Raw genomic sequence first — 23,961 nt, 5'->3', positions numbered from 1 at the left:
GCTTTGCGCCGCGGGTTTTATTAAGCGGCGGCAGCCAGTTCAGTTTCGTCGTCGCCGGAGCGAATCAGGTGATCGAAGGCGCCCAGTGCGGCCTTGGCGCCTTCGCCCACGGCGATCACGATCTGCTTGTACGGCACCGTGGTCACGTCGCCTGCTGCGAACACGCCGGACGCGGACGTCTGGCCCTTCGCATCGACTTCGATCTCGCCGTGCTTCGACAGATCGATGGTGCCCTTCAGCCACTCGGTGTTAGGCACCAGGCCAATCTGCACGAACACGCCTTCCAGCTCCACGCGATGCGATTCACCGGAGTTACGGTCGGTGTAGCTCAGGCCATTCACCTTCTTGCCGTCGCCGTGCACTTCAGTGGTCTGGGCCGACTTGATCACTTTCACATTGCGCAGGGTCGCCAGCTTGCGCTGCAGGACAGCGTCCGCACGCAGTTCGGCACCGTACTCGATCAGGGTCACGTGATCCACAATACCTGCCAGGTCGATGGCGGCTTCAACGCCGGAGTTGCCGCCGCCGATCACCGCCACACGCTTGCCCTTGAACAGCGGGCCATCGCAGTGTGGGCAGTACGCCACGCCGTGGTTACGGTATTCCTTCTCGCCCGGCACGTTGATTTCGCGCCAGCGCGCGCCGGTCGAAATGATCACGGTCTTCGCCTTCAGCACGGCGCCGCTTTCGGTGTGGACTTCCTTGATACGGCCCGGCACCAGCTTGGCGGCGCGCTGGGTGTTCATCACATCCACTTCATACTGCTTCACGTGTTCTTCCAGGGCCATGGCGAATTTCTGGCCTTCGGTTTCTTTCACCGAGATGAAGTTCTCGATCGACAGGGTGTCCAGCACCTGGCCGCCGAAGCGGTCGGAGATCACGCCGGTGCGGATGCCTTTGCGTGCGGTGTAGATCGCGGACGCCGCACCTGCAGGGCCGCCGCCGACGATCAGCACGTCGAACACGTCTTTCTTGCTCAATTCAGCCGCGGCACGGGCGGAGGCGCCGGTATCCAGCTTGGCGAGGATTTCCTCGACATTGGTGCGGCCCTGGCCGAAATGCTGGCCGTTCAGGTACATCATCGGCACCGCCAGCACCTGGCGGTCCTCCACTTCCTTCTGGAATACGCCGCCGTCGATGGCGACGACCTTGATGCGCGGGTTAATCACCGACATCGCGTTCAGCGCCTGCACCACTTCCGGGCAGTTGTGGCAGCTGAGCGAGATGAAGGTCTCGAACACATAATCGCCGTCGAGATTGCGGATCTGCTCGATCACTTTCTCGTCCAGCTTGATCGGGTGGCCGCCCACTTGCAGCAGGGCCAGCACCAGCGAGGTGAATTCATGGCCCATCGGGATGCCGGCAAAACTCACGGCAATATCGGTCCCCTTGCGGGTGATGGTGAAGGACGGGCGGCGGGTGCCGGCGTCATGGCCTTCGACCACGGTAATCTTGTCGCTGGAGGTGCGGATGTCTTCCAGCAGCGCCTGCATTTCCTGCGCTTTGGCGGAGCCGTCAGTGTAGGCAACGATCTCAATCGGATGCACTACGCGCTCCAGGTAAGCTTTTAATTGAGTTTTGAGATCTGCGTCCAGCATGGCGTGGTTCCTTTCAATTTTTGGGGCGAGTATTAGATTGCGGTTGGTACCGCTTCAACGCCCCAAGGCGGGCACCAGGCCCGCCGCTGTCAAACCGCTGGATCGGGTGCCTGCCACGACGTGGCAGGCACCTGCCTTGACGGTTGCTTAGATCTTGCCAACCAGGTCCAGGGATGGCTTCAGGGTTTCAGCGCCTTCGGTCCACTTGGCTGGGCACACTTCGCCTGGGTGGGAAGCCACGTACTGAGCTGCCTTCACTTTGCGCAGCAGTTCGGATGCGTCGCGGCCGATACCGTTGTCGTGCACTTCCATGACCTTGATGTAGCCTTCTGGATTGATCACGAAGGTACCGCGCAGTGCCAGGCCTTCTTCTTCGATCATCACTTCGAAGTTACGGGACAGCAGGCCGGTTGGGTCGCCGATCAGTGGGTATTGCACTTTCTTGATGGCGTCGGAGGTGTCGTGCCATGCTTTGTGCGCGAAGTGGGTGTCGGTGGAGATACCGTACACGTCAACGCCCATTTTCTGGAATTCGGCGTGGTTATCAGCCAGGTCTTCCAGTTCGGTTGGGCAGACGAAAGTGAAGTCTGCTGGGTAGAACACGAATACCGACCACTTGCCCTTCAGGGATTCTTCGGTCAGGTCAACGAACTTGCCGTTGTGGTAAGCGGTTGCCTTGAATGGTTTTACTTGGGTGTTAATCAGAGACATTGTGGTTTCCTCGTGAGGTTTGTGAATCAATGAGTTGCCATCTTACGGCTTCCCGTCCGATTTGAAAAATTGATTGTTCAAATTGTCTCAATTGAATTTAGCTATCAAGACAGGACGGAGAGACCGATATTATCCGCCTTTCATGACAGTTCGGTTGCCGATTCGGCAGGTTTGCTATGCAGCAATAGACTGCGAGGGCGTATGCAGGAGTTTGTCGAACTCGGCAGCCGGGAGCGGACGGGCGAACAGATAGCCCTGGCCGTAGTCGCAGCCGGCGGCCGCGAGCAGGTCGCGCTGTTCCGGGGTTTCGACGCCTTCGGCGATCACGCGCAGGTCGAGCTTGTGGGCCATGACGATGATGGCGTCCGATAACGCCATATCGGAGGAATCGGGGGCGAGGTTGCGGGTGAAGCTGCGGTCGATCTTGAGGTAGTCGATGTCGAACTTCTTCAGGTAGGACAAGGAAGAGTAGCCGGTACCAAAATCGTCCAGCGCGACCTGGATGCCGGCATCGCGCAGTTGCAGCAGCTTGTCGGTGACCTGGGTGTTCGCGTCGAGCAGCAGGCCTTCGGTGATTTCGACCACGATGGCTTGTCCCGGCACGCCCAGCGATTGCAGGTGCTTCAGCCAGGATTCGTAGCCGCCCCGCTCACGCTGGAATTCCAGCGGCGACTGGTTCAGGCTGACCTGGAACTCGGGATGCACTTCCTTGCGCCAGCGCTGCACCCAGCGCGCGGTTTCATGGAACACCCATTCGCCGATATCGACAATCAGTCCGCTCGCTTCGGCCAGCGGAATGAATTCCAGCGGGCTGACCATGCCACGCTGCGGATGCTCCCAGCGCAGCAGCGCTTCCGCCTTGTGGATCTTGCCGCTCGCCAGATGCACGATGGGCTGGAAGTACAGCTTGAGCTGTTCGCCTTTCAGCGCGCCGCGCAAGTCATTGGTCAGGCGCATGCGGTTCAGCGCCGCCACCTGCAATGCAGGCGTGAAGTAGCTGAAGCGGTTGCGTCCCGCGCCTTTGGCCGCATACATGGCCTGGTCGGCGTGCTTCAGCAAGTCTTCGATGCTGGCTGCGTCGTCGGGATACAGGGTGATGCCGACCGAAGCCGACACGAAGGCCTGTTCCTGCCCCAGCTGGAAAGGCTGGCGCAGGCTGTTGATGATGTTCTGCGCGATGGCTTCCACGCGGTCCACTTCATTCAGGTCGGGCAGGATCACCGTGAACTCGTCGCCGCCGAGGCGGGCCACGGTGTCCGATTCGCGCACGCAGGCCCCGATGCGGCGCGCGGCATCGACCAGCAGCACATCGCCCTGATGATGGCCCAGGGTGTCATTGACTTCCTTGAAGTGGTCCAGGTCGATGAACAGGATCGCGATGCGCGTGCCGTCACGGCGGCTCTTCAGCACATCGTGCTGCAACCGGTCCAGGAACATGCGGCGGTTCGGCAGCTGGGTCAGCGTGTCGAAATTGGCCTGCTGCCAGACCAGGGCCTCGGTTTCCTTTTTCTCGGTGATGTCTTCGATCATGCACAGATGGTGCGGCGTGGCTTCCGAATCGACCGCCTTCAGCGAGGCATCGACCCACACCACGCTGCCATCGGGACGCAGCAGGCGCAATGCCATTTTGAAGCCCGAGATTTCCCGCGCCGCCAGCTGCACCAGTTTTTCCTGCTCCGGTCCCACATCGTCGGGATGGCAGATATCCATCCAGCGGCTGGCCTTGATTTCCGCCGCGTCGCGGCCCGCGATTTCCGCGTAGCGCGGGTTCACGTCGCGGAACTTGCCGGAGATGGAATCGATCAGCGCAATCCCCATCGGCGCCGCTTCGAACATGGTGCGGAAGCGCTGCTCGCCTTTGCGGATGGCTTCCTCGGCGCGGCTGCGCTCGCGCGTGAGCAGGCTGAAATGGATCACGGCGCCAACCACCAGCAGCGAGGCCGCCACGCCCAGCACACGGTACAGCCAGGTCAGGTCTGCGCCCGGCTCCGTGTTGTACAGGAAGCCGTTAAAGCTGACGCCCTTCGGCAGCATGCCGAGTTCCGTGTAGATATCCGCGATGTGCTGCCAGCGGTCTGGATTCATGTAGCCGATTTCCACCAGCACCGGCTGCACCAGCGGCACCATTTGGCGCGCTTCATACAGCAGGTGCATACGGTCGTGGCGGCGCGAATATTTATTCAGAATCAGGTCGACGATTTCTTCCTGATGGTTCATCGCATATTGCCAGCCGCGCATGCTGGCCGCGCGGAAGGCTTTCACGCGGTCGGGATGGGCCGCGATTTCGGCTTCGCTGGTGAACAGATTGTCGCCATAGAAGTCGATGCCCGCCGCGCGCGGCAGATAGATATCGTAGGGGAAGCCGACGCGGTCCAGATAGTCCGGTTCATTGGTGACGAAGATGGACATCGCATCCACCTTGCCCTTCACCAGATCGTCCGGATTGAAGCTGTGCTCTACGCGAATCAGGCTGTTGGTGGCGATGCCTTCCTTCTTCAGATAAGCCATGACTTCGTCGGCCTGGGTCAGCTCGTCGGTCAGCGAGCCGATCATCACGCGCTTGCCGACTATGGCGTGGATATCCGGTGCGGGTCCGGTCTGGCGCATGGCCAGCGCATAAGGCGAGTGCTGGAATACCACCGCCAGCACCACCAGCGGTTTGCCAGACAGGCGCGCCAGCAACAGGCTGCTGCTGCCTACGCCATACTGGGCGCTTCCGGCCAGCACGGCGCGCTCAGGCTCATTGCCGTCGGTGCCTTCGCGGAATTGCACATCCAGCCCGGCTTCCTTGTAATAGCCTTTTTCCAGCGCGGCGTAATAACCGGCGAACTGGAACTGGTGGGTGTGCTTCAGCTGGAGGATGATTTTTTCCTGCGCCAGCGCTGCTGCGGGAAGCAGCAATACGCCTACCGCACACCAGACAGCCAGTCTGGCGGAAAGTCGGAGCAGGCGTTGGGTCAGGATGTCGCGCACTGAACGGTCCGGAGTGGCTGGTTGGCAATGGATGACAACCCGATTGTAGCCGCTCCGGCCCTTGCGTCACGCGCTGTGTGGCTTTCGCGCAGCAGTAGGGGGACGGGCGTCCCCCCGATTAGGATTATTGCAGGGCGGTAGGAACCAGCACGGCCGCTGCGGTGCTGCCGCTGCTGCCATTGCCTTGCTGGCCCTCGGCTGCGCGGCCCCAGCCCCACAGGGTACCGTCGGTCTGCACGCCGAAAGAGTGCACGATGCCGGCGCTCACACCTTTCCAGATGGTGGAGGTGCCCACCTGCGTCGGCGCGCCGCTATCGAAGGTATTACCGGCGCCCAGTTGGCCATCGCTATTGGAGCCCCAGGACCAGAGCGTGCCGTCCGCTTTAACAGCCAGCGAGTGCTGGCCGCCGGCGGCGACGCTGGCCCAGTTCATGTCCGTACCGATCTGCACCGGTGCGGTAGCGTTGCTGGCGCTATTGTTGCCCAATTGGCCGGAACCATTGCTGCCCCACGAGAACATGGCGCCGTCCGCGCGGATGGCCAGGGTGTGCGAGCCACCGGCCGCCGCAGTCACCCAGGTCGACGTGCCGACCTTGGTTGGCGCGGTCAGGTCCACCAGGCCGCCATTGCCGAGCTGGCCGCTGGCGTTGCCGCCCCAGGCATACAGGGAACCGTCGGCGCGCACGCCGATGCTGTGGGTAGCGCCTGCGGAAACCATTTTCCAGTTGGTGAAGGTACCGATCTTGGTCGGCACCAGCTTGTCGACCGTGGTGCCGTCGCCGAGCTGGCCGTTGAAGTTGCGGCCCCAGGCCCACAGCAGGCCACTCTTGTCGATGGCCAGGGTATGCGCCTTGCCGGCGGCCACAAAGACCCAGTTCTTGCTGGTGCCGATCAGGGTCGGTACCGGCTTGGAGTCGGTGGTGCCCGTGCCCAGCTGACCGTTCTGGTTAAAGCCCCAGGCCCACAGGGAACCGTCGGCGCGCAGCGCCACGGTGTGGAATTCGCCGCTGGCGACCTGCTTCCAGGTGTTCACGCCACCGCTGACTGCCACCGGCTTGTTCTGGTCGGTGGTGCTGCCGTCACCCAGCTGGCCCCAGCCGTTGCTGCCCCAGCCCCAGATGGTGCCGTCGCGCTTCAGCGCCAGCGTCTGATTGCCGCCGGCGGCAACCGAATCCCATGGGTTGGTAATGGTGATGGCCGTGCTGCCGGAAATGCTGCCGGAAGTGGCGGTAATGGTTTCACTGCCGACGACTTTCGTGGTCACCAGGCCGGTGGTGGCCACGGTCGCATTGCTGCCTTTGACGGACCAGGTGAGGTTGTCCTTCAGAACAGCGGTCTTGCCGTCGGAATAGGTGCCGGTCGCCGTCAGCTGCAGGGTAGTGCCGACAGGAATAGTTTGGTTGGCCGGCGTCAGCGCGATCGACTGCAGGGTTGGCGTAGTGGTGGATGGCGTAGAGCTGCTGTCGCTGCCGCCACCGCCTCCGCAGGCCGCCAGCAACGCCAGCACCGGGATCAGCAGGAGGGACTTCATGGTCATTTTCATAATCATCCAGATAGATAAGTCGCGGATACCGGTCAGTGTACCCACAGTTCAGCCCGCGCCAAGGCACAAGCACGCGGGGATTATCCATGTAAATTATGAAATTGGGAAACCTTTGGGGAAACCCAGGGCGTGAACCTGGTGGCAGCCACATCGTGGCTGCCACCTGTTTTTGGCCTCGGGTTTAAGGTTTGCGGCCGCCGCGGGCCGGCTTGGCGGCGGGCGCCGCCTTTTTGATCTTGATCGTGTCCAGAATCGCAGGACGCGACTTGGTCTCGATCGTGGCGCGCGCGGTCAGCGAACCGGTCAGTGCATTGGCCTTGCCGCGGCCGCCGCCGGCTGCCGGCAGACCCTTGCCGCCACGCTTCTCGGCGCCCGGCGCCAGCATCGGCATGGCGCGCTTGCCGGCGGATGCCTTGAAGTTCTCTTCCCCGTCCTGGTAAGGCGGAATCAGATGGCGCTCGCCGGTACCGATCAGGTCACCACGGCCCATTTTGCGCAAGGTGTCGCGCAGGATCGGCCAGTTCTTCGGATCGTAGTAGCGCAGGAAAGCCTTGTGCGCGCGGCGCTGATGCAGCGTGCGCGGCGTGAACACTTCTTCCGAATCGTCGGTGACCTTGTGCAGCGGATTCTTGCGCGAGTAGTACATGGCGCTGGCCATGGCCATTGGCGTCGGCATGAAGGTCTGCACTTGGTCCAGGCGGAAGTTGTTCTTCTTCAGCCACAGCGCCAGATTCAGCATGTCCTCGTCCGTCGCGCCCGGGTGGGCCGCGATGAAGTAAGGGATCAGGTACTGCTTCTTGCCCGCTTCCAGCGAATACTTCTCGAACATGGCCTTGAACTCGTCATAGGCGCCAATGCCCGGCTTCATCATTTTGCTCAGCACATTGGTTTCAGTGTGCTCAGGCGCGATCTTCAGCAGGCCGCCCACGTGGTGGGTCACCAGTTCCTTCACGTACTCAGGCGAACGCACCGCCAGGTCGTAGCGCAGGCCCGACTGGATCAGGATCTTCTTCACGCCCGGGATCGCGCGCGCCTTGCGGTACAGCTTGATCAGCGGGTTGTGGTTGGTGCCCAGGTTCACGCAGATCGACGGATAGACGCAGGACAGGCGGCGGCAAGTCTCTTCGATGTTCTTGTCCTTGCAGGACAGGCGGTACATATTCGCGGTCGGGCCGCCCAGGTCGGAAATGATGCCCGTGAAGCCCTTGGTCTTGTCGCGGATGTGTTCGATCTCGCGCAGGATGGACGGCTCGGAGCGGCTCTGGATGATGCGGCCTTCGTGCTCGGTGATCGAGCAGAAGGTGCAGCCGCCGAAGCAGCCGCGCATGATGTTGACCGAGAAGCGGATCATTTCCCAGGCCGGGATATTCGCATTGCCATAGCTCGGGTGCGGAGCGCGCGCGTATTCGAGGTCGTAGACGTTATCCATCTCGTCCATCTGCAGCGGCAGCGGCGGCGGGTTCATCCACACATCGCGCTCGCCGTGGCCCTGCACCAGGGCGCGCGCATTGCCGGGATTCGATTCCAGGTGGAACACGCGCGAAGCGTGAGCGTACATCACCGGATCATCCTTGACCGTGTCATAGGACGGCAGGCGCACCACGGTCTTGTTGTGCTTTTCCTTGGCCGCGGCCAGGCGCTCTTCGCGCGTCATGATGACGATCGGTTTGACCGTTGGCTCAGGCGCTGCGTTTTCGGTGGCGCACTCTTTGGTGTCTTCCTTCGCCATGGCGTAGGGATTCGGGTGGGCGTCGATACGGCCCGGCACGTCCACGCGGGTGGAATTGTGCACCGACCATTCGGCGTCCGGCAGCCAGCCTTGCGGCACCATGAAGGCCGTGCCGCGCAGGTTCTTGATGTCCTTGATGCTTTCGCCATCAGCGATGCGGCGCGTCAGGTCGACCAGCGCGCGTTCGGCGTTACCGAAGATCAGCAGGTCGGCCTTGGATTCGATCAGCACCGAGCGGCGCACCTTGTCCGACCAGTAGTCGTAGTGGGCGATACGGCGCAGCGAGGCTTCGATCGAGCCGACCACCACCGGCACACCAGGGAAAGCTTCACGCGCTTTCTGGGCATAGACGGTCACGGCGCGGTCAGGGCGCTTGTTCGGTTCGCCGCCCGGGGTGTAGGCGTCGTCGGAGCGGATCTTGCGGTCAGCCGTGTAGCGGTTGACCATGGAGTCCATATTGCCGGCGGTGATGCCCCAGTACAGGCGCGGCTTGCCCAGCTTGCGGAAGGATTCCACATCGTTCCAGTCCGGCTGGGAAATGATGCCAACCTTATAACCCTGAGCTTCCAGCAGGCGGCCGACCAGGGCCATGCCGAAACTCGGATGGTCGATATAGGCGTCGCCGGTGACGAGAATGACGTCGCACTGATCCCAGCCCAGTTCGTCCATTTCGGCACGGGACATGGGCAGGAAAGGCGCAGACGCAGCGCGGGCAGACCGCTTGGGAACGGCCGCAAAAAGGTTAGCTGGGGAATTCATCCGGGCATTTTACAGGAAAATGCCCCATTTCGCGCGCGGCGGTCTGAAAAAGGCCTTATTTTTCAGTTACTTGTGCGCAAACATAAAGGAAACCATGGCAAATATTTATTGAATATCGTGCCTTTTTTGCTATAACTGTAATACAACCTGTGACAGGAGGACCATTATGCGACGCAGACTGTATTACATGCTTCCCGACGTCAAGGCCGCGCGAACTGAGCTCGATGAACTCTTGCTTGCGCGTATAGAAGAACGCCACATCCGCTTCCTCGCCAAGGAGGGCACGCTACCCGACGATTGTCCGGGGTGCTCTTTCCTCGTTAAGACCGATTTGATCCATGGCGCCCAACTCGGCGTGATCATCGGTGGCGTTGTAGGCCTGCTGGCAGGTATCTTCCTTGTGATGTTCCCTCCCGAAGGACTGACCATGCGCACCGCGGCGATTCTGCTGGTGGCCATGGGCGGCGCCGTGTTCGGAGGCTGGGCAAGCGGCATGAATGCAGCAGCGATTCCCAACAAGAAGCTGGAACAGTACGCCGACCGCATCGAGCAAGGCCAGGTGCTGATGATGGTGGACGTGCCTGTACGGCGCATGAAGGAAATCGAGGAGATGATCGCCAAGCGGCATCCCGACTTCAAGTTTGGCGGTGAAGAACCGCCCATGCTGGCGTTCCCATAACGCCGGCCTCCCGGGGGGCGGCATTTGTAGTCGCCGCCATTCCCCGGGTTCCTGCCTCCCTGCTTAAATTCCCATATTGCCCAGAATGCGCGTCAGCTCGCGCAGCGTCGGTTCGAGCGTCGGATGCTTGGCCGCGAATTGCGCCGAGATTTCCTGGCTGCGCTCGGCCAGGCCGTAAGTGGTGGTGAGTTCTTCGCCGGTTTCACGCTGTTCGAGCAGGTGCTTGATGTCGTGATCCAGTTGCAGCAGCAGGTCTTGCAGCTCTTCGTCCACCGGGCCGTGGCTCTCCAGCGCGGTGTGCAGGTTTCTCAACGACGCCTTCAGATTGCTGTCCATAATGCGGGTCCCCGTTGTAGTCGCGATAGTGTTTTTATACACCCATTTCGCGCGACCAGCCACGAATGCGCGCAATTTCGACTGGCTCCAGTCCGAGCGAGCGCAGAAAATCTTCGTGCGCTTGCGGAGACTGGTGCTCGAATAGCGCGTGCCAGCGGGCCATCGCATCGTCATCAAGTCCGGCGGCACGCAGCATGGCCGTCCAGCGCTCTTTCGTCATCGCCAGCCCGCCGCCTGCCGCCGTGCCTCGCTCGGGGTTCGCGCGCAGCAGCTGCAGCAGCACCTCCTGCTGCTCGCGCAGCCGGGCGATCTCGCGGTGGATGTCGTGCAGGCGACGCTCGATAAGCGAGGCCTGGTCGCCGCCTTGCAGGAATGCGGCGATGGCCTTCAATCCCAGTCCGGTTGCGCGATAGGCACGGATTTGCTCCATGCGCGCGATGGCCTGCGCGTCGTACACGCGGTAGCCCGCCTCGGTGCGCGCGGCCGCGATCAGGCCGAGCCGCTCGTAATTCAGCAGTGCTGTACGCGACACGCCTGCGCGCCTGGCCAGCTGGCCAATGGTGAGCGGCTTCATGGCAGCGGCTCGCGGTCTGGCGGCACGAAGCGCGTGCGCGATGCTGCTGAAGCCAGCAGCTGTGGCGAGTAATGCAGCGCCAGCATTTCACGTGCATCGGTCAGCACGGCATCGCGGCCATGCGCGCGCAGCAGGTGCATCAGGGCTTCGGTGATGGTGCGATGGAATTTTTCCGCCGCGCCGAGGGAGGCGGCGTAGGTGCTGATGCCGGCACAGGTGCGCGTGACGGCATCGTCGAACGGCAAACGTTCGAGATAGAGCCACGCCAGCCGGACATGGCCAGCGTGGTTGAAGTGCTCCTTCGGGAGCGTGCAGCGCTCGAAGCTGCTGAGGAATTCCTGATCTTCCATGGATGACAGCATAAGGCTGTCTACCGTAGACAGGTCAAGCCATTAGAACCAAGGGCGTGAAGCTAGTGGCTGCCACGATGTGGCAGCCACTTGGGTCACCGGTTTAGGGGGCGGTCAGGCCGCGGCGTTCCAGCAGCGGCTCGATCTTGGCGTCGCGGCCGCGGAATTCGCGGTACATCTGCATCGCATCCATCGTGCCGCCTTTGGACAGCAGCATTTGGCGGAAGCGGTCGCCGTTCTTGCGCAGCATGCCGCCGTTTTCCTTGAACCACTCGACGGTGTCCGCGTCCAGCTTCTCCGACCACAGGTAGCCATAGTAGCCGGCCGAATAACCGCCCGCGAACACGTGCGAGAAGTAAGTGGTGCGGTAGCGCGGTGGCACCGGTGCGAAGTCCACGCCGGCATCCTTCAGCGCCGCGGTTTCGAAGGCCACCACGTCGGTCGGGATCTTGTCGGCCGACAGCTGGTGCCAGCGCTGATCCAGGATCGACGCCTCCAGGTACTCGGTGGTGCGGAAGCCTTCGTTGAACTTGGCGGACGCCATCACCTTGTCCAGCAGCTCCTTCGGCATCGCCTCGCCGGTCTTGTAGTTCTTGGCGTAGTTGTTCAGCACCTCAGGCCAGGCCGCCCACATCTCGTTGACCTGCGATGGGAACTCCACGAAGTCGCGCGGCACGCGGGTGCCGGCAAAGCGTGGATACTTCACGTTCGAGAACATGCCATGCAGGGCGTGGCCGAATTCGTGGAACAGGGTGCGGGTTTCGTCCCAGGTCAGCAGGGTCGGTTCGCCGTCGGAAGGCTTCGGAATGTTCAAGTGATTCGCCACCACAGGGTGGGTGCCCAGCAGCGAGGACTGCGACACATAGGCATTCATCCATGCGCCACCGCGCTTGTTGGAGCGCGCGTAGTAGTCGCCGATGAAGATGGCCAGCTGCTTGCCGTTGGCGTCGAACACGTCGAACACGCGCACGTCCGGGTTGTAGACCGGCAGATCGTGGCGCTCCTTGAAGGTGATGCCGTACACCTTGTTCGCAGCGAAGAACACGCCGTTGGTCAGCACGTTATTCAGTTCGAAGTAAGGCTTCAGCTGGTTCTGGTCGAAAGCATAGCGCTGCTGGCGTACCTTGTCGGTGTAGAAGGCCCAGTCCTGCGCGGCGTTGGCGAAGCCGCCTTTGTCGGCATCGATCGCGGTCTGAATGTCCGCCGATTCCTTGCGTGCATTGTTCACAGCCGGCTTGGCGAATTCGGCCAGCAGCTTGTTCACGGCCGTGGTGTCGTGCGCGGTCTGGTCTTCCAGGTTGTAGGCGGCGTGGCTGGAATAGCCCAGCAACGCCGCGCGGTCAGCGCGCAGCTTGACGATCTTCAGCACCACGTCGCGGTTGTCGTATTCGCCGCCATGGCTGCCGCGCGCCAGCGATGCGGCCAGCAGGCGTTCACGCGTGGCGCGGTTGGTCAGCACTTCCAGCGGCGCCTGACCGGTGGTGTTGGCGACCGGGATCACGAACTTGCCTTCAAAGCCGCGCTTCTTCGCTTCCGCAGCGGCAGCGTCGATGGCCTTGTCGGACATGCCCGCCAGTTCCTCGCGGGTGTCCACCACCAGTGCGGATGCATTGGCTTCCTTCAGCACGTTCTGGCTGAATTTGGTGGACAGTGCGGCCAGCTCGGAGTTGTAGGCCTTCAGTTTTTCCTTGTCGGCGGCGGACAGCTTGGCGCCGGCACGCACGAAATCGGTGTGGTAGCGTTCCAGCAGATGCTTGGACTCAGCATCCAGGTGCAGCTTGTCGCGCTTGTCGTACAGTGCCTTGACGCGGGCATAGAGCTTCTCGTTCAGACGGATCGCATCGCTGTGCGCGGACAGCTTCGGCGCCAGTTCGCGGTTCAACGCTTCCATCTGGTCGTTGGTGTTGGCGCCGGACAGGTTGCCGAACACGCTCGATACGCGGTCCAGCAGGCGGCCGGAGCGTTCCATTGCCACGATGGTGTTGTCGAAGGTCGGCGCTTTCGGATTGTTGGCGATGGCGTCGATTTCCAGCATCTGCTGACGCATGCCTTCTACATAAGCCGGGCCGTAGTCTTCGTTCTTGATCTTGTCGAAGGCAGGGTAATGCAGCGGCAGGGTGCTCTCTTTGGCGAACGGGTTCGATGCGGGTAGCAGCGAGGCCGGTTCGGCATGGGCGGCGCCGGCGATAGCCAGGCTGGCAGCGATGATCAGCATGTGTGGACGGTACATTCTCTCTCCTGAATATGACTTCGCGTGGCGCGAAGCGTCAAATGATATCAGCCGGATTTTGCAAAGTCATCGGTGGCGCATGCTGCACCGCGCCATTGTGATATCAGCTTCGCAACTGGGCGGGCGTAAGGCCCAGCACGCGGCGCAGCGTTCGCGCCATATGGCTTGGGTGGGAGAAGCCGGCTTCCAGCGCGATATCGGTCATGCTCATGCGGCCCTCTAGGATGCGCAGGCGTGCGCGTTCGACGCGCCGTGCGAGCACGAACTGATGCACCGGCATGCCCGCCGCTTCCCGGAACAGGGCTTTGAAGTGGGACATGCTGAAGCCAGCAACCACCGCCAGTTCGGCCAGCGTGAGGTCCTGATCGAGGTTGGCTTCGATGTATTCGATCACCTGCTTCAGACGCCATGCGGGCAGCGCACGCGCCGGTTCCTGCGAAGCGGGTTGTCCTTGCAACGCCAGCAAGCGCGCACCGAGCGCGGTGGCGAGGCTGTCCGCAAACAAACGTCCGCTGGGATGGCCGTCGCGCTCTTCGGCTTGCATCATCCAGCCAATGCGCTCGATTTGCGGGTCGCGGATGTGGATGGCGGGGTCGAGATGGTCCTGCATCAGTTCCGGCGAGAGGCGCAGCAGCAAGGAGGTGGCGGGCGCGGTGAGCGTCCAGCGCGTGCTGGAGCCGCCGGGGACCACGCAGAACTGGCCATGCAGACGCACACCGGTCCGCTCGAAGCGTCCGGCGCGCCAGGTCACGGGCACGGGGCTGCCGAGATGCAGGCAGAGCACATGGCGGCCGTCCACTGGCGAGTCGAAGCGTCCCTCCGGCACGGGCGACGTCAGCACGTCGAGCAGCGGCATGCCGCTCGATAGCTGGGCCTTGGCAGGAGCGGGATAGCAATCGGGTCTGATCATGGTGAGTGCTATTTAATCATCTTTTTGTGCTCACCGCTGGCCGTTTGTGCTCGCGGCGATTTCGGGCGCTGGCTAGCATGGTCTCCACGATTCAATCATGGAGATGACGATGGAAAGAAGAGAATTTTTGCGCGCCGGCGGCGCTCTGGCGCTGGTTTTCACCGGTGCAGCATGCGCAGTGGACCGCAACGCCGCAGGCGCTTCGGCTCCCCCCGCCGCGGGCGCAGCGCGCAGCGCGGGCACGTCGGTCACGGCGGCTGCCGCAGCGGCGGCAGTCGAAGCATCCGCATTCGCAGCAGCGCGCCGCTTTGCCGACCTGCGCTTCGGCCGCATTGCTTACGTCGAACACGGCAAAGGCGAAGCAGCGCTGTTCCTGCACGGCGCACCGCTGAACGGCTACCAATGGCGCGGCGCGATGGCACGCCTCGCCGCGCACCGCCGCTGCATCGCCCCGGATTTCATGGGCCTTGGCTACTCGCAGGTTCCCGGGCAGCAGCCGCTGGCAGCTGGCGATCAGGTGGAGATGCTGGCGGCGTTGATGGACAAGCTGGGAATAATGCGCGCCGACGTGGTGGCCAGCGACAGCGGCGGCGCTGTCGCGCAGCTGTTCATGGTGCGCTATCCCGAGCGCGTGCGCACAGTGATGCTGACCAATTGCGATGTCGAGACCAACAGCCCGCCCGCCGCCATCAAGCCTGTGCTGGACATGGCCCGCGACGGCACGCTGGCCGACATGACGGCTGTCTGGCTGACCGACCGCGAGAAAGCCCGTGCCACCTTCGGCGCCGCCGTCTTCCACAATCCCGCATCGCTGGCCGATGCCACGATCGACTACTACGTGACGCCGCTGGTCAGCACGCCATTGCGCCGCACGCAGTACCACGCTTTCCATCTCGCGCTGACGCCAAATCCGTTGGCCGGGATTGAAGCTTCACTGAAGCGCAGCCAGATCCCGGTGCGCATGGTCTGGGGCGGCAGCGACAACATCTTCACCATGGCCGACGCCCGCTATCTCGATGGCCTGTTCCCCCGCTCGCAAGGCATCCGCGAGGTGCCGGACGGGAAGCTGTTCTTCCAGGAAGAGTACCCGGACATTGTTGCGGAAGAAGCACTGCGTCTGTGGCGTACTTAGTAGTGCGGTGGACGCTCGTTGAGGGGGGACTGGTTGCTCTGGATGTTCGTGCGCACGTGCTCGGCCAGGGCGGCCAGCATTGCTTCCAGCTTGTCGATCTGCTTCTGCTGCTCGTAGACGCGCTGGTTCAACGACTCCACCAGGTCTTCCTGATGCGCCAGCTTGATTTCGATGTCGACAAAACGTTCTTCGCTGCTCACGGCTTGCTCCTGCACGGTAAAGCTGGCATTTTACCGGACTCGTCAGCGCATCCAGTGCAGCAGCGCGGCGACGATCCCTAATTCCAGCGATCCGACGCTGAGAACGATGCCAAGCGTCCAGCGAATAATCTCAAGCTTCATGGCGGCGATCTTTTCATCTTGCGCACCGAACCGAGCGTTCACATACTCGCGGAACTCGGCAAGCGACTTGTCGACGTGCGCAATAATTCGCTGCTCGCTGCATTTCGCCTGGCAGTGTTGCGTGTCGACGCACTTCTCGATCATAGCGACCTCGTCCGCGACTTGGCCAAGCGCGTCGGCGTGCACGTCGGCTTGGGCCGGCGGGGTGCCGGCTTTGATGAGGCGTTTGGCGTACTGGTGGGCGTCAAAGCTGGTCATGGGCGCTTCCGGGGAGATGACCATTATCTCCCCGTGTCAGCGCGCGCACGATTGAGCTGCCGCAAACTTACTTGAGGTAGACCCCGCCACACACGATCAGGTCTTCTTCAGGCTGGCAGTACATGGTCTTGGGCTCGATCGAACCGCTGACAGGATTGGTGAATTTGTAGTCCTGCCAGAACGGCGCTTTCTTTTTCGCGAGCTCGACGCGTTCGCGGACAAAGTATTTGCCGTCGATGTCTTTCAGTTCCATGAGGTTCTTGCCGATCATCTTGCCGTTGGCGCCGTGTGCGCGGACCACGCCGTCCAGGCCATAAACCACGATATACAAATCGCGGTCATTGAACTGGCCATGCTTGTTACTGATTTCGGCAAAGGCCTTATCGTGCCCGTTCGCTTTCAGGTAAGCCGTGGCCTTCTTGACCATGGCTTCGGCTTCCGGTTTGGTGGCGTGCTCCGCAGCGAAAGCTGGCAGGGCGGCGAACAGTGTGGCGACGAGCATTGCGCGGCGTGCAAACATGAAAGCCTCCGGAAACGAGTCAACGGGAGCTCATCCTAGCATGCTCAAGCCGGCTTGGGTTCCTTTGGTGCGGACAGCAGCGCCTTCATGCGCGCCAGACGCTCGCGCGGCGAAATGATTTCATCTTCCTTCGGTGGCGCATCGCCCACATCGAGCTGCATCTCCGCGATGAAGCGCGAGATATCGCACTGCACATGCTCACCGCCGCGCTTGCGCTTCTTGCACCAGGTGAGCTGCAAGGTGCGCTGCGCCCGCGTGATGCCAACGTACATCAAGCGCCGCTCTTCCTCGACGCGCTGCGCCAGCTGCTCGATTGGCGCATCCGGATCGCCCTTGTGCGGCAGGATGCCTTCTTCCACGCCGACCAGGAACACGTGCGGATACTCCAGCCCCTTCGACGCATGCAGGGTCGACATGCGGATCGCATCCGGCTCCTCGTCCTTCCCTTCCAGCATGGACATGAGCGCCACCATCTGGGTCAGTTCCAGCACGTTCTTCTCTTCGCCGTCGCGGTCCTTGCCGCCCCGGCCGCGGTCCTTCAGCCAGTTGACGAAATCGAGCACGTTGTCCCACTTACCCTGCGCGGCGCGCTCCTCGAAGGTGTCGTACAGATAGTGCTCGTAGTGCATGCCTTCCATCAGGTCATCCAGCACCTGCGCCGCGTTGTCGCCGCTGCCCGACGGACCTGGGCGCGTGGCGCGCGATTCCAGCTCCAGCATGAAGTTGCAGAAGTCGCGCAGAGGACCGAGCTGGCGGTCGGTCAGTACCGATTCCACGCCGCCCTTGAACACTGCCTCGAACAGCGAGCATTGCCACTTGCCCGAGAAGGAGCCCAGTGCTTCCAGCGTGGTCTGGCCGATGCCGCGGCGCGGCGTGGTGGCCGCGCGGATGAAGGCAGGATCGTCATCCGGATTCGCCAGCAGGCGCAGGTAAGCGATGATGTCCTTGATCTCCGCCTTGTCGAAGAAGCTCTGGCCGCCGGAGATCGTATAGGGAATGCGCTGGTTGCGCAGCGCCTGTTCGATCACGCGCGCCTGGTGGTTGCCGCGATACAGAATCGCATAATCCGACCATTTGTTCTTGCGTTCGAAGTGGTCGGCAGAAATCATGATCGCCACCTGGTCGGCTTCCTGCTCCTCGTTCGGCATGCCGTGCACCTTGATCGGCTCACCCAGGCCCAGCTCGGACCACAGCGACTTTTCGAACAGCTTCGGGTTGTTCTGAATGACCGCATTGGCCGCCTGCAGGATGCGCGTGGTGGAGCGATAGTTCTGTTCCAGCTTGATCAGCTTCAGGTCGGGGAAGTCCACCTGCAGCAGGCTCAGATTCTCCATGGTCGCGCCGCGCCAGCCGTAGATTGCCTGGTCGTCGTCGCCCACCGCGGTGAACATGGGCTTCTTGCCGATGCCGGTCACCATCAGCTTCACCAGTTCGTACTGGCAGGTGTTGGTGTCCTGGTATTCGTCGATCATCAGGTAGCGCAGGCGGCGCTGCCATTTGTCGCGCACGTCCTGGTGATTGCGGAACAGCTCCACGGGCAGGCGGATCAGATCATCGAAGTCCACTGCCTGATAGGCGGCCAGCGTGGCGATATAGCTGCCGTAAATGCGGGCGGACTGCGCCTCGTCTTCGGTCTGGGCCTGTTTCAGCGCATCTTCCGGCGTCACCAGGCCATTCTTCCACAGCGAGATATCGTTCTGGATGCCGCGGATCAGCTGCTTGTCCGTGGTGATGGCCAGGTCCTGTACCAGCGAGTAGCAATCGTCGCTGTCCATGATGGAGAAGCGGTCTTTCAGGCCCAGGTGGTTGCATTCCTGGCGCAGGATCTTCACGCCCAGCGAGTGAAAGGTGCACACTGTCAGCTGCTTGGCCTGTTTTGGCTGTTTGAGCAATTTGCCGACGCGTTCCTGCATTTCCAGCGCCGCCTTATTGGTAAAGGTCAGTGCCGCAATCGTGCGCGGATCGTAGCCGCGGTCCTCGATCATGTGGGTGATCTTCTGGGTGATCACGCGTGTTTTGCCCGAACCCGCGCCCGCCAGCACAAGGGCAGGACCGTCGAGATAGAGCACGGCTTCGCTTTGTGGGCCGTTCAGGCCGAACTGAGGTTTGGACATTTGCTACAGGAAAGGATCGGGAAACAAGCCGGCCATTGTAACGCCTCAAGTGTTGATATTTCGGCGCACGGGAGAATATAGTGACACCAGACCGAAAAAAACATCAGGCAAAGTATTATGAAATTTGAACATTTGATAGAAGTGAACGACCCGCTCAACCCGCTGATGGACACCATCACCCATGAGCAGCTATGGCGCGGCCTGGTGCTGCGTGCGGAGTCGCCCAAGCTCTTCGTTCCCCACCTGGACGAGGTGCAAATTGACCAGCGCGAGGAAAGCGGTTTCCGCCGCCGCCTGCGCTATGGCGACCTGGTGATCGAGGATACGGTGGAGCTGCACCGCCCTTACATCGTGCGCTACAACGTCGAGGCGCAGAAGGACATCAGCAAGTCCAGCCTGACCATGACCATCGAGATGCCGGAGCCGGAGCGCCTCTACGTGCGCTTCGAGTACGACGACGGCCACGACGCGGCCACCGATGCGGCCAATGCCATGTACGACGATTTCCGCCGCTCCGCCTATCAGGAGTCGGACATCGACACGATCCGCGTGCTGCGTGAGCTGGCCGAACAGGGCCGCCTCGACCACTCGCTGAATTAATTGTTTAGCTAATCAGCACCCCGGCGTGCAGTCCGGGCAGGACTGCTTCGGCGGGGGCGCTTTCTCCAGCTGCTGCGCGAGGTCGCGCAGCGCTGTCCGCAAGCCTTCTTCCACCACCGGATGGTAGAACGGCATCTCCAGCATCTTTTCCACCGTCATCTCCGTCTGATGCGCCCATGACAGCAGGTGGCCGATGTGTTCCATGCGCGGTCCGATGGACTCGGCGCCGAGGAATCGTCCGCTGCCGTATTCGCCATACACGCGCAGCATGCCTTTGTTCTGGCGCATAACGCGGCTGCGGCCCTGGTCTTCGAAAGACACCATGCCCACTGCGAAGCTGCCCTTGTGGGTTCGGCACAGTTCCTCATAGCTGGCGCCCACCGTCGCGATATTCGGTTCAGTGAAGGCGATGATGAGGGGCGTGCGGCGCAGACCCGGCTTCACTTCCGGCCAGGTGGCGGCGTTGGCGCCGGCGATCTTGCCCTGGTCGGCCGCCTCCGGCAGCAGGGGCAGTTCGTTATTGGCGTCGCCAGCGATGAAGATATGGCTGTCGCCGCACTGCATGGTCTTGCTGTCGTACTGCGGGATGCCGTGTTCGTCCAGCGCGATACCGGTCAGTTCAAGGCTCAGCTGATCGACGTTCGGTTTGCGGCCGGTAGCCACCAGCAGGTAGTCGAAGACTTCGCTGACTTCACGCTCGCTGGTGTCGCGGCTCGTCACACGCACGCCATCGCCCACGCGCTCGACGGCGGATACCTGGGTGTGGAAGCGCACGTCCATTTCCTCGCGCAGCGCGGCGGCGGCGATTTCCTTCACGGCCGGATCGCTGAGCTGGGCCACGCTGCTGCCGCGCGCCAGAATCACGACATGGACACCCAGGCGGTGCAGGGCCTGTCCCAATTCGAGGCCGATCACGCCGGTGCCCACCACGGCCACGGAACGCGGCAGATCGGTCCAGTCGAACACCGCATCGCTGGTGATCACACGATCGCCTGCGGCGGCCCACGCCGGGGGAATCTGCGGCGTGGAACCCGTGGCGATGACGATGCCTTTGGCTTCGACGATGGTGTGCTGGTCGACTTGCAGGCGGTTGGGACCGAGGAAGCGCGCATAGCCGCGCAACTTGTGCTCCTCCGGCATGCGCTCCATACCGCTCAGCACAAAGCCCACAAAGCGGTCGCGCTCACTGCGAACGCGCGCCATCACTTCCTTGCCGTCGATGCGGGTGGGGCCGGGATGAACGCCAAAACCCGGCGCTTCCTTGACGGAGTGCGCCGCTTCCGCCGCGGCGATCAGCAGTTTGCTCGGCATGCAGCCGACGCGGGCGCAAGTGGTGCCGTACGGTCCGCCCTCGATCAGGATTGGATGTTTGCCGGCCATGTGCACCGAGCGGTAGGCGGTCAGGCCCGCCGATCCGGCGCCGATGATCGCCACGTCGCAGCGAATGGTTTCCATTGTCTTTTCTCCCCAGCTTTTCTTGCCATCCTACACTTTTGTGCGGTAAGACGCTGACAGAACGCCAGGGATGCATTAGTATCACTTATCTTTTCGTCTTCGCATAAGCTTATCTTATGGAAAATCTGGACTACCGCGCGCTGGCGGTGCTGGATGCCGTGGCCAGCCAGGGCAGTTTCGAAAAGGCGGCCACCGCGCTCGGCATCAGCCAGCCGGCCGTATCCCAGCGTATCAAGGCGCTGGAGGATGCGGCCGGACGGCTATTGATCGTCCGCGGTTCGCCCGCCTTGCCGACCGGCCTGGGGCAGCGCCTGATCTCGCACTACCGCAACGTCAAGCTGATGGAGGCGGCGCTGGACATCGACCTGGGCAACCAGGTCAGCATGCCGGAAATCGCCGTGGCGGTGGATGCCGCCAGCCTGGCGACCTGGTTCCCTCTGGCTTTGCGTCCCCTGCTGTCGCCGCCGCGCTGCCAGCTGGACGTGGAATGCGCCGAACGCGACGTCGCCCTGCATCTGGTGCGCGAAGGCAGCGTGTTCGGCTGTGTTGCCGCGGCTGCGGATTCTCCCGGTCTGGCGGCCAGCGGCGCCAGTACCACGCCGCTCGGTGGAATGCGCTATGTGTGCGTGGCCTCGCCAGTCTTCGCCCGGCACTGGTTTGGCGAAGGCATGTCGGTGGAGGCGGTAGCCCTGGCGCCCGCCGTTACGCACGACCGCGAACTGACGGCGCGCTTCCTCGGCAATGAACTGAATGTGCAGCGGCCCTTCCCGCACCACACGCTGCCGCTGTCGCCGGCGCTGAACGATCTGCTGTTCGGCGGCATGGCGTATGGCCTGCTGCCTTATCTGCAGGCGGCGCAGGGCTTGTCGCAGGGCGCACTGGTGGATCTGATGCCCGGCCGCTATATCGACGTGCAGCTGAACTGGCACGCCTGGGAACTGGATACGCCGTTCACCAAGTCGCTGTCCGAGCAGGTGGTGGCGACGGCGCGCAAGTATCTGGTGCAGGCTTAAATATCGACCGGGTCCACTTCCAGCGTCCACTTGGCGCGGGTCTTCATTTCGCGCAGCGCATGCATCCACTCTTTCAGGAAAGCCTGTAAGGCCGGGCGCGATGGCGATTCGACCAGCAGCTGGGCGCGGTCCACATTGTGCACGCGGGTCATGCTCATCGGGATCGGATCGTTGATGGTGATGCCGTCATGCTGCACCAGGTCGCGCGCAGTCTTCAGGAATTCAATCGCCACCGCCAACTCGGACGCTTCCGCGCGCAGCATGGCCTGGTACAGATAGGGCGGCAATCCCGCCTGTTCACGTTCAGCCAGCAGCGAGGTCGCAAAGCGGTCGTAGTCGTGACTGACCACCGCGGCATACAGCGGATGCTGGCGGTACGCGGTCTGAATCATCACCTCGCTGGTGTTGCCGCCGGCGCGGCCGGCGCGCCCCGCCACCTGCATCAGCTGCGCGAACAGGCGCTCGCTGGCGCGGTAGTCCTGCGAGAACAAAGCCGTGTCGGGATTCAGAATGCCCACCAGCGTGAGCTTCTTGAAGTCGTGTCCCTTGGCGACCATCTGCGTGCCGATCAGGATATCCACATCGCCGCGGTGCACGCTGTCGAAAGCTTCCTGCGCACTGCCTTTGCGGCGCGTGCTGTCGGCGTCGATGCGCAGAATGCGCGCTTCGGGGAACAGTGCCTGCAAACCTTCCTCCACGCGCTGCGTGCCGCGCCCCAGCGGCTGCAGGTCGACATTGCCGCAGGTCGGGCAATGACGCGGGATACGCATCTCCAGGCTGCAATGGTGGCAGCGCAGGCGGAACTCCGGCTTGTGCAGCACCATGAAGGAGGTGCAGCGCTTGCACTCACTCACCCAGCCGCAGGATTCGCAACAGATCACCGGCGAGTAGCCGCGCCGGTTCAGGAACAGCAATGATTGCTCGCCCTTGGCCATGCGCTGGCGGATGGCGTCAATCAGGTTGGCGCTGATGCCGTCGCGGCCGCGGTCGCGCGCCGTGTCGATCAGCTTCACGGTCGGCAGCACGGCCTGCTGCACGGCGCGCTCGCGCAATTCCAGCTTGCGATAGCGGCCTGCCAGCGCGTGGTGCCAGGTTTCCAGCGACGGCGTGGCCGAGCCCAGCACCACGGGAATCTTCAGCTGGTGCGCGCGCCACACGGCCAGGTCGCGCGCCGAGTAGCGCAAGCCTTCCTGCTGTTTATATGAAGGATCGTGTTCCTCGTCGATGACGATCAGCTTCAACTGCGGCAGCGAGGCGAGGATCGACAGCCGTGTGCCGAGAATAATGCGCGCCTTGCCTTCGTGCGCCGCCAGCCAATGCAGCATGCGCTCGCCTTCCGACAGGCTGCTGTGCAAGGTGGACAGCATCACGCCAGGAAAGCGTGCGCGGATATTGCCTTCCAGTTGAGGCGTGAGATTGATTTCCGGGACCAGGATCAGAATCTGCCCCTGCGGCTCGCGCGCCAGCACTTGTGCACAGGCTTGCAGATAGACTTCGGTCTTGCCGCTGCCCGTGACGCCGTAGAGCAGGAAGGGCGCAAAACCCTGCGCGCCACCGATCGCATCGGCGGCTTCCTGTTGAGCGGCATTCAGGACGGGCGCGGCGGCAGGCGTGCCATCGTGGGCGTCATCGAGCTTGGCCAGCTTCTTGATTGCGCGGTCCAAAGCCACCGTAGTCAGCACGCGCAGGTTCTTGGGCAGGCCCGGCAGGGCTACTTCGCCCAGCGGACGCTGGTAATACTCGGCAGCAAAACCCGCCAGCGCCAGCCATTGCGCCGACAGCGGCGCCAGCTGGGTGCGCACGGCCAGGGCGTCTTTCAGCTTCTCGGCGGGGACATCCGTCTCCTGTAGTACAGCGACAATAAGACCGACAACTTCACGGCGCCCAAATGGGACCATTGCCAATTGTCCTACAAACGGTACCTCCGATTGTTCGCAAATCCAGCGGTAATCGAACACTGCATTGAGCGGTGTATCGAGGGCGATTCTAAGAATACAGTGCGCCATCCGGGCCTTTGCTGATCGATTCTTTAACTATCCACAGATTCTGGGGATAACTTTGTGGAAAATGGAGTCTTGATTCCATGCAAGCGGTAACCATCAACTTGATATCCACTCAAACAGGCCCAAAAGCTGA

General features: G+C 62.3%; 20 protein-coding genes. 4 read left to right on the top strand and 16 right to left on the bottom strand.

Annotated elements, in window-relative coordinates; all coding sequences use genetic code 11:
- Window positions 1–20: 20 nt before the first annotated feature.
- From ahpF to AB4Z19_RS24225, 5 genes are all read right to left on the bottom strand, one after another.
- Window positions 21–1,598: an alkyl hydroperoxide reductase subunit F gene (gene ahpF / locus AB4Z19_RS24245; protein WP_442036268.1), complete on the bottom strand. Its 1,578-nt coding sequence runs from the start codon at window positions 1,596–1,598 to the stop codon at window positions 21–23.
- A 147-nt stretch (window positions 1,599–1,745) separates the two neighbouring features.
- Entirely contained in the window at window positions 1,746–2,309 is a 564-nt protein-coding gene (gene ahpC, locus AB4Z19_RS24240) for an alkyl hydroperoxide reductase subunit C (RefSeq protein ID WP_442036266.1), read from the bottom strand.
- 174 nt (window positions 2,310–2,483) lie between these two features.
- The gene (locus AB4Z19_RS24235) at window positions 2,484–5,282 is read right to left on the bottom strand and encodes an EAL domain-containing protein (RefSeq protein ID WP_442036265.1); all 2,799 of its coding nucleotides are present in this window, start codon (window positions 5,280–5,282) and stop codon (window positions 2,484–2,486) included.
- A 124-nt stretch (window positions 5,283–5,406) separates the two neighbouring features.
- Entirely contained in the window at window positions 5,407–6,813 is a 1,407-nt protein-coding gene (locus tag AB4Z19_RS24230) for an RCC1 domain-containing protein (RefSeq protein ID WP_442027564.1), read from the bottom strand.
- Between the two features lie 193 nt (window positions 6,814–7,006).
- Window positions 7,007–9,238, bottom strand: coding sequence for a YgiQ family radical SAM protein (locus AB4Z19_RS24225; protein WP_442027565.1), 2,232 nt, complete (start codon window positions 9,236–9,238; stop codon window positions 7,007–7,009).
- A gap of 241 nt (window positions 9,239–9,479) precedes the next feature.
- On the opposite strand from AB4Z19_RS24225, the gene AB4Z19_RS24220 reads away from it, so the two are divergent.
- Window positions 9,480–9,992 (top strand): DUF1269 domain-containing protein, encoded by a 513-nt coding sequence (locus AB4Z19_RS24220; RefSeq protein WP_442036263.1) that lies wholly within the window; start codon window positions 9,480–9,482, stop codon window positions 9,990–9,992.
- Window positions 9,993–10,055: 63 nt separating this feature from the next.
- On the opposite strand, the gene AB4Z19_RS24215 is transcribed toward AB4Z19_RS24220, so the two are convergent.
- The 5 genes from AB4Z19_RS24215 to AB4Z19_RS24195 all read right to left on the bottom strand — a co-directional run bounded on the left by AB4Z19_RS24215 (window position 10,056) and on the right by AB4Z19_RS24195 (window position 14,392).
- Window positions 10,056–10,304, bottom strand: coding sequence for a DUF4404 family protein (locus AB4Z19_RS24215; RefSeq protein ID WP_442036261.1), 249 nt, complete (start codon window positions 10,302–10,304; stop codon window positions 10,056–10,058).
- Between the two features lie 58 nt (window positions 10,305–10,362).
- Window positions 10,363–10,902 carry a MerR family transcriptional regulator gene (locus AB4Z19_RS24210; protein WP_442027201.1) on the bottom strand — a complete coding sequence of 180 codons (540 nt, stop codon included), beginning with the start codon at window positions 10,900–10,902 and terminating at the stop codon, window positions 10,363–10,365.
- Window positions 10,899–11,264: a hypothetical protein gene (locus AB4Z19_RS24205; protein ID WP_442027199.1), complete on the bottom strand. Its 366-nt coding sequence runs from the start codon at window positions 11,262–11,264 to the stop codon at window positions 10,899–10,901. Before AB4Z19_RS24205 ends, AB4Z19_RS24210 begins: the two co-directional genes overlap by 4 nt.
- 91 nt (window positions 11,265–11,355) lie before the next feature.
- Entirely contained in the window at window positions 11,356–13,482 is a 2,127-nt protein-coding gene (locus AB4Z19_RS24200) for a M3 family metallopeptidase (protein ID WP_442036259.1), read from the bottom strand.
- 103 nt (window positions 13,483–13,585) lie between these two features.
- On the bottom strand, window positions 13,586–14,392 hold the full coding sequence (locus tag AB4Z19_RS24195) for a helix-turn-helix domain-containing protein (protein WP_442027195.1): 807 nt from the start codon (window positions 14,390–14,392) through the stop codon (window positions 13,586–13,588).
- A gap of 109 nt (window positions 14,393–14,501) precedes the next feature.
- Here AB4Z19_RS24195 and AB4Z19_RS24190 point away from each other — a divergent pair, with 109 nt between their 5' ends.
- Window positions 14,502–15,524, top strand: coding sequence for an alpha/beta fold hydrolase (locus tag AB4Z19_RS24190; RefSeq protein ID WP_442027193.1), 1,023 nt, complete (start codon window positions 14,502–14,504; stop codon window positions 15,522–15,524).
- Here AB4Z19_RS24190 and AB4Z19_RS24185 read toward each other — a convergent pair.
- The 4 genes from AB4Z19_RS24185 to AB4Z19_RS24170 form a co-directional block, all read right to left on the bottom strand.
- Window positions 15,521–15,724 carry a SlyX family protein gene (locus tag AB4Z19_RS24185; protein WP_442027192.1) on the bottom strand — a complete coding sequence of 68 codons (204 nt, stop codon included), beginning with the start codon at window positions 15,722–15,724 and terminating at the stop codon, window positions 15,521–15,523. The genes AB4Z19_RS24190 and AB4Z19_RS24185 overlap by 4 nt on opposite strands.
- Before the next feature lie 42 nt (window positions 15,725–15,766).
- On the bottom strand, window positions 15,767–16,123 hold the full coding sequence (locus AB4Z19_RS24180) for a hypothetical protein (RefSeq protein ID WP_442036257.1): 357 nt from the start codon (window positions 16,121–16,123) through the stop codon (window positions 15,767–15,769).
- A 67-nt stretch (window positions 16,124–16,190) separates the two neighbouring features.
- Window positions 16,191–16,643 carry a cache domain-containing protein gene (locus AB4Z19_RS24175; RefSeq protein ID WP_442030081.1) on the bottom strand — a complete coding sequence of 151 codons (453 nt, stop codon included), beginning with the start codon at window positions 16,641–16,643 and terminating at the stop codon, window positions 16,191–16,193.
- Window positions 16,644–16,687: 44 nt separating this feature from the next.
- Window positions 16,688–18,757 (bottom strand): UvrD-helicase domain-containing protein, encoded by a 2,070-nt coding sequence (locus tag AB4Z19_RS24170; protein ID WP_442036255.1) that lies wholly within the window; start codon window positions 18,755–18,757, stop codon window positions 16,688–16,690.
- Window positions 18,758–18,874: 117 nt separating this feature from the next.
- On the opposite strand from AB4Z19_RS24170, the gene AB4Z19_RS24165 reads away from it, so the two are divergent.
- Window positions 18,875–19,357: an SRPBCC family protein gene (locus AB4Z19_RS24165; protein WP_442027966.1), complete on the top strand. Its 483-nt coding sequence runs from the start codon at window positions 18,875–18,877 to the stop codon at window positions 19,355–19,357.
- A 12-nt stretch (window positions 19,358–19,369) separates the two neighbouring features.
- Here AB4Z19_RS24165 and AB4Z19_RS24160 read toward each other — a convergent pair whose 3' ends face one another.
- Window positions 19,370–20,812 carry a dihydrolipoyl dehydrogenase gene (locus tag AB4Z19_RS24160; RefSeq protein WP_442036253.1) on the bottom strand — a complete coding sequence of 481 codons (1,443 nt, stop codon included), beginning with the start codon at window positions 20,810–20,812 and terminating at the stop codon, window positions 19,370–19,372.
- Between the two features lie 116 nt (window positions 20,813–20,928).
- Here AB4Z19_RS24160 and AB4Z19_RS24155 point away from each other — a divergent pair, with 116 nt between their 5' ends.
- Window positions 20,929–21,825, top strand: coding sequence for an ArgP/LysG family DNA-binding transcriptional regulator (locus AB4Z19_RS24155; protein ID WP_442027962.1), 897 nt, complete (start codon window positions 20,929–20,931; stop codon window positions 21,823–21,825).
- Here the strand turns inward: AB4Z19_RS24155 and AB4Z19_RS24150 are convergent.
- Window positions 21,822–23,831, bottom strand: a complete 2,010-nt coding sequence (locus tag AB4Z19_RS24150) for a primosomal protein N' (RefSeq protein ID WP_442036252.1) — start codon at window positions 23,829–23,831, stop codon at window positions 21,822–21,824. The two genes, AB4Z19_RS24155 and AB4Z19_RS24150, sit on opposite strands and share 4 nt — an antisense overlap.
- Window positions 23,832–23,961 lie beyond the last annotated feature (130 nt).

The organism is Pseudoduganella sp. RAF19 (assembly GCF_052114165.1).
GTDB lineage: Bacteria > Pseudomonadota > Gammaproteobacteria > Burkholderiales > Burkholderiaceae_D > Rugamonas.
Note: the sequence above shows the minus strand (reverse complement) of the source record. Positions and strands in the feature narration are given on the sequence as shown.

Excerpts from the sequence above, each read along its gene's own strand:
- ahpF (WP_442036268.1), bottom strand. The coding sequence starts at position 1,598 with ATGCTGGACGCAGATCTCAAAACTCAATTAAAAGCTTACCTGGAGCGC.
- ahpC (WP_442036266.1), bottom strand. The coding sequence starts at position 2,309 with ATGTCTCTGATTAACACCCAAGTAAAACCATTCAAGGCAACCGCTTAC.
- AB4Z19_RS24230 (WP_442027564.1), bottom strand. The coding sequence starts at position 6,813 with ATGAAGTCCCTCCTGCTGATCCCGGTGCTGGCGTTGCTGGCGGCCTGC.
- AB4Z19_RS24225 (WP_442027565.1), bottom strand. The coding sequence starts at position 9,238 with ATGTCCCGTGCCGAAATGGACGAACTGGGCTGGGATCAGTGCGACGTC.
- AB4Z19_RS24220 (WP_442036263.1), top strand. The coding sequence starts at position 9,480 with ATGCGACGCAGACTGTATTACATGCTTCCCGACGTCAAGGCCGCGCGA.
- AB4Z19_RS24210 (WP_442027201.1), bottom strand. The coding sequence starts at position 10,902 with ATGAAGCCGCTCACCATTGGCCAGCTGGCCAGGCGCGCAGGCGTGTCG.
- AB4Z19_RS24205 (WP_442027199.1), bottom strand. The coding sequence starts at position 11,264 with ATGCTGTCATCCATGGAAGATCAGGAATTCCTCAGCAGCTTCGAGCGC.
- AB4Z19_RS24200 (WP_442036259.1), bottom strand. The coding sequence starts at position 13,482 with ATGTACCGTCCACACATGCTGATCATCGCTGCCAGCCTGGCTATCGCC.
- AB4Z19_RS24195 (WP_442027195.1), bottom strand. The coding sequence starts at position 14,392 with ATGATCAGACCCGATTGCTATCCCGCTCCTGCCAAGGCCCAGCTATCG.
- AB4Z19_RS24190 (WP_442027193.1), top strand. The coding sequence starts at position 14,502 with ATGGAAAGAAGAGAATTTTTGCGCGCCGGCGGCGCTCTGGCGCTGGTT.
- AB4Z19_RS24180 (WP_442036257.1), bottom strand. The coding sequence starts at position 16,123 with ATGACCAGCTTTGACGCCCACCAGTACGCCAAACGCCTCATCAAAGCC.
- AB4Z19_RS24175 (WP_442030081.1), bottom strand. The coding sequence starts at position 16,643 with ATGTTTGCACGCCGCGCAATGCTCGTCGCCACACTGTTCGCCGCCCTG.
- AB4Z19_RS24170 (WP_442036255.1), bottom strand. The coding sequence starts at position 18,757 with ATGTCCAAACCTCAGTTCGGCCTGAACGGCCCACAAAGCGAAGCCGTG.
- AB4Z19_RS24165 (WP_442027966.1), top strand. The coding sequence starts at position 18,875 with ATGAAATTTGAACATTTGATAGAAGTGAACGACCCGCTCAACCCGCTG.
- AB4Z19_RS24160 (WP_442036253.1), bottom strand. The coding sequence starts at position 20,812 with ATGGAAACCATTCGCTGCGACGTGGCGATCATCGGCGCCGGATCGGCG.
- AB4Z19_RS24155 (WP_442027962.1), top strand. The coding sequence starts at position 20,929 with ATGGAAAATCTGGACTACCGCGCGCTGGCGGTGCTGGATGCCGTGGCC.
- AB4Z19_RS24150 (WP_442036252.1), bottom strand. The coding sequence starts at position 23,831 with ATGGCGCACTGTATTCTTAGAATCGCCCTCGATACACCGCTCAATGCA.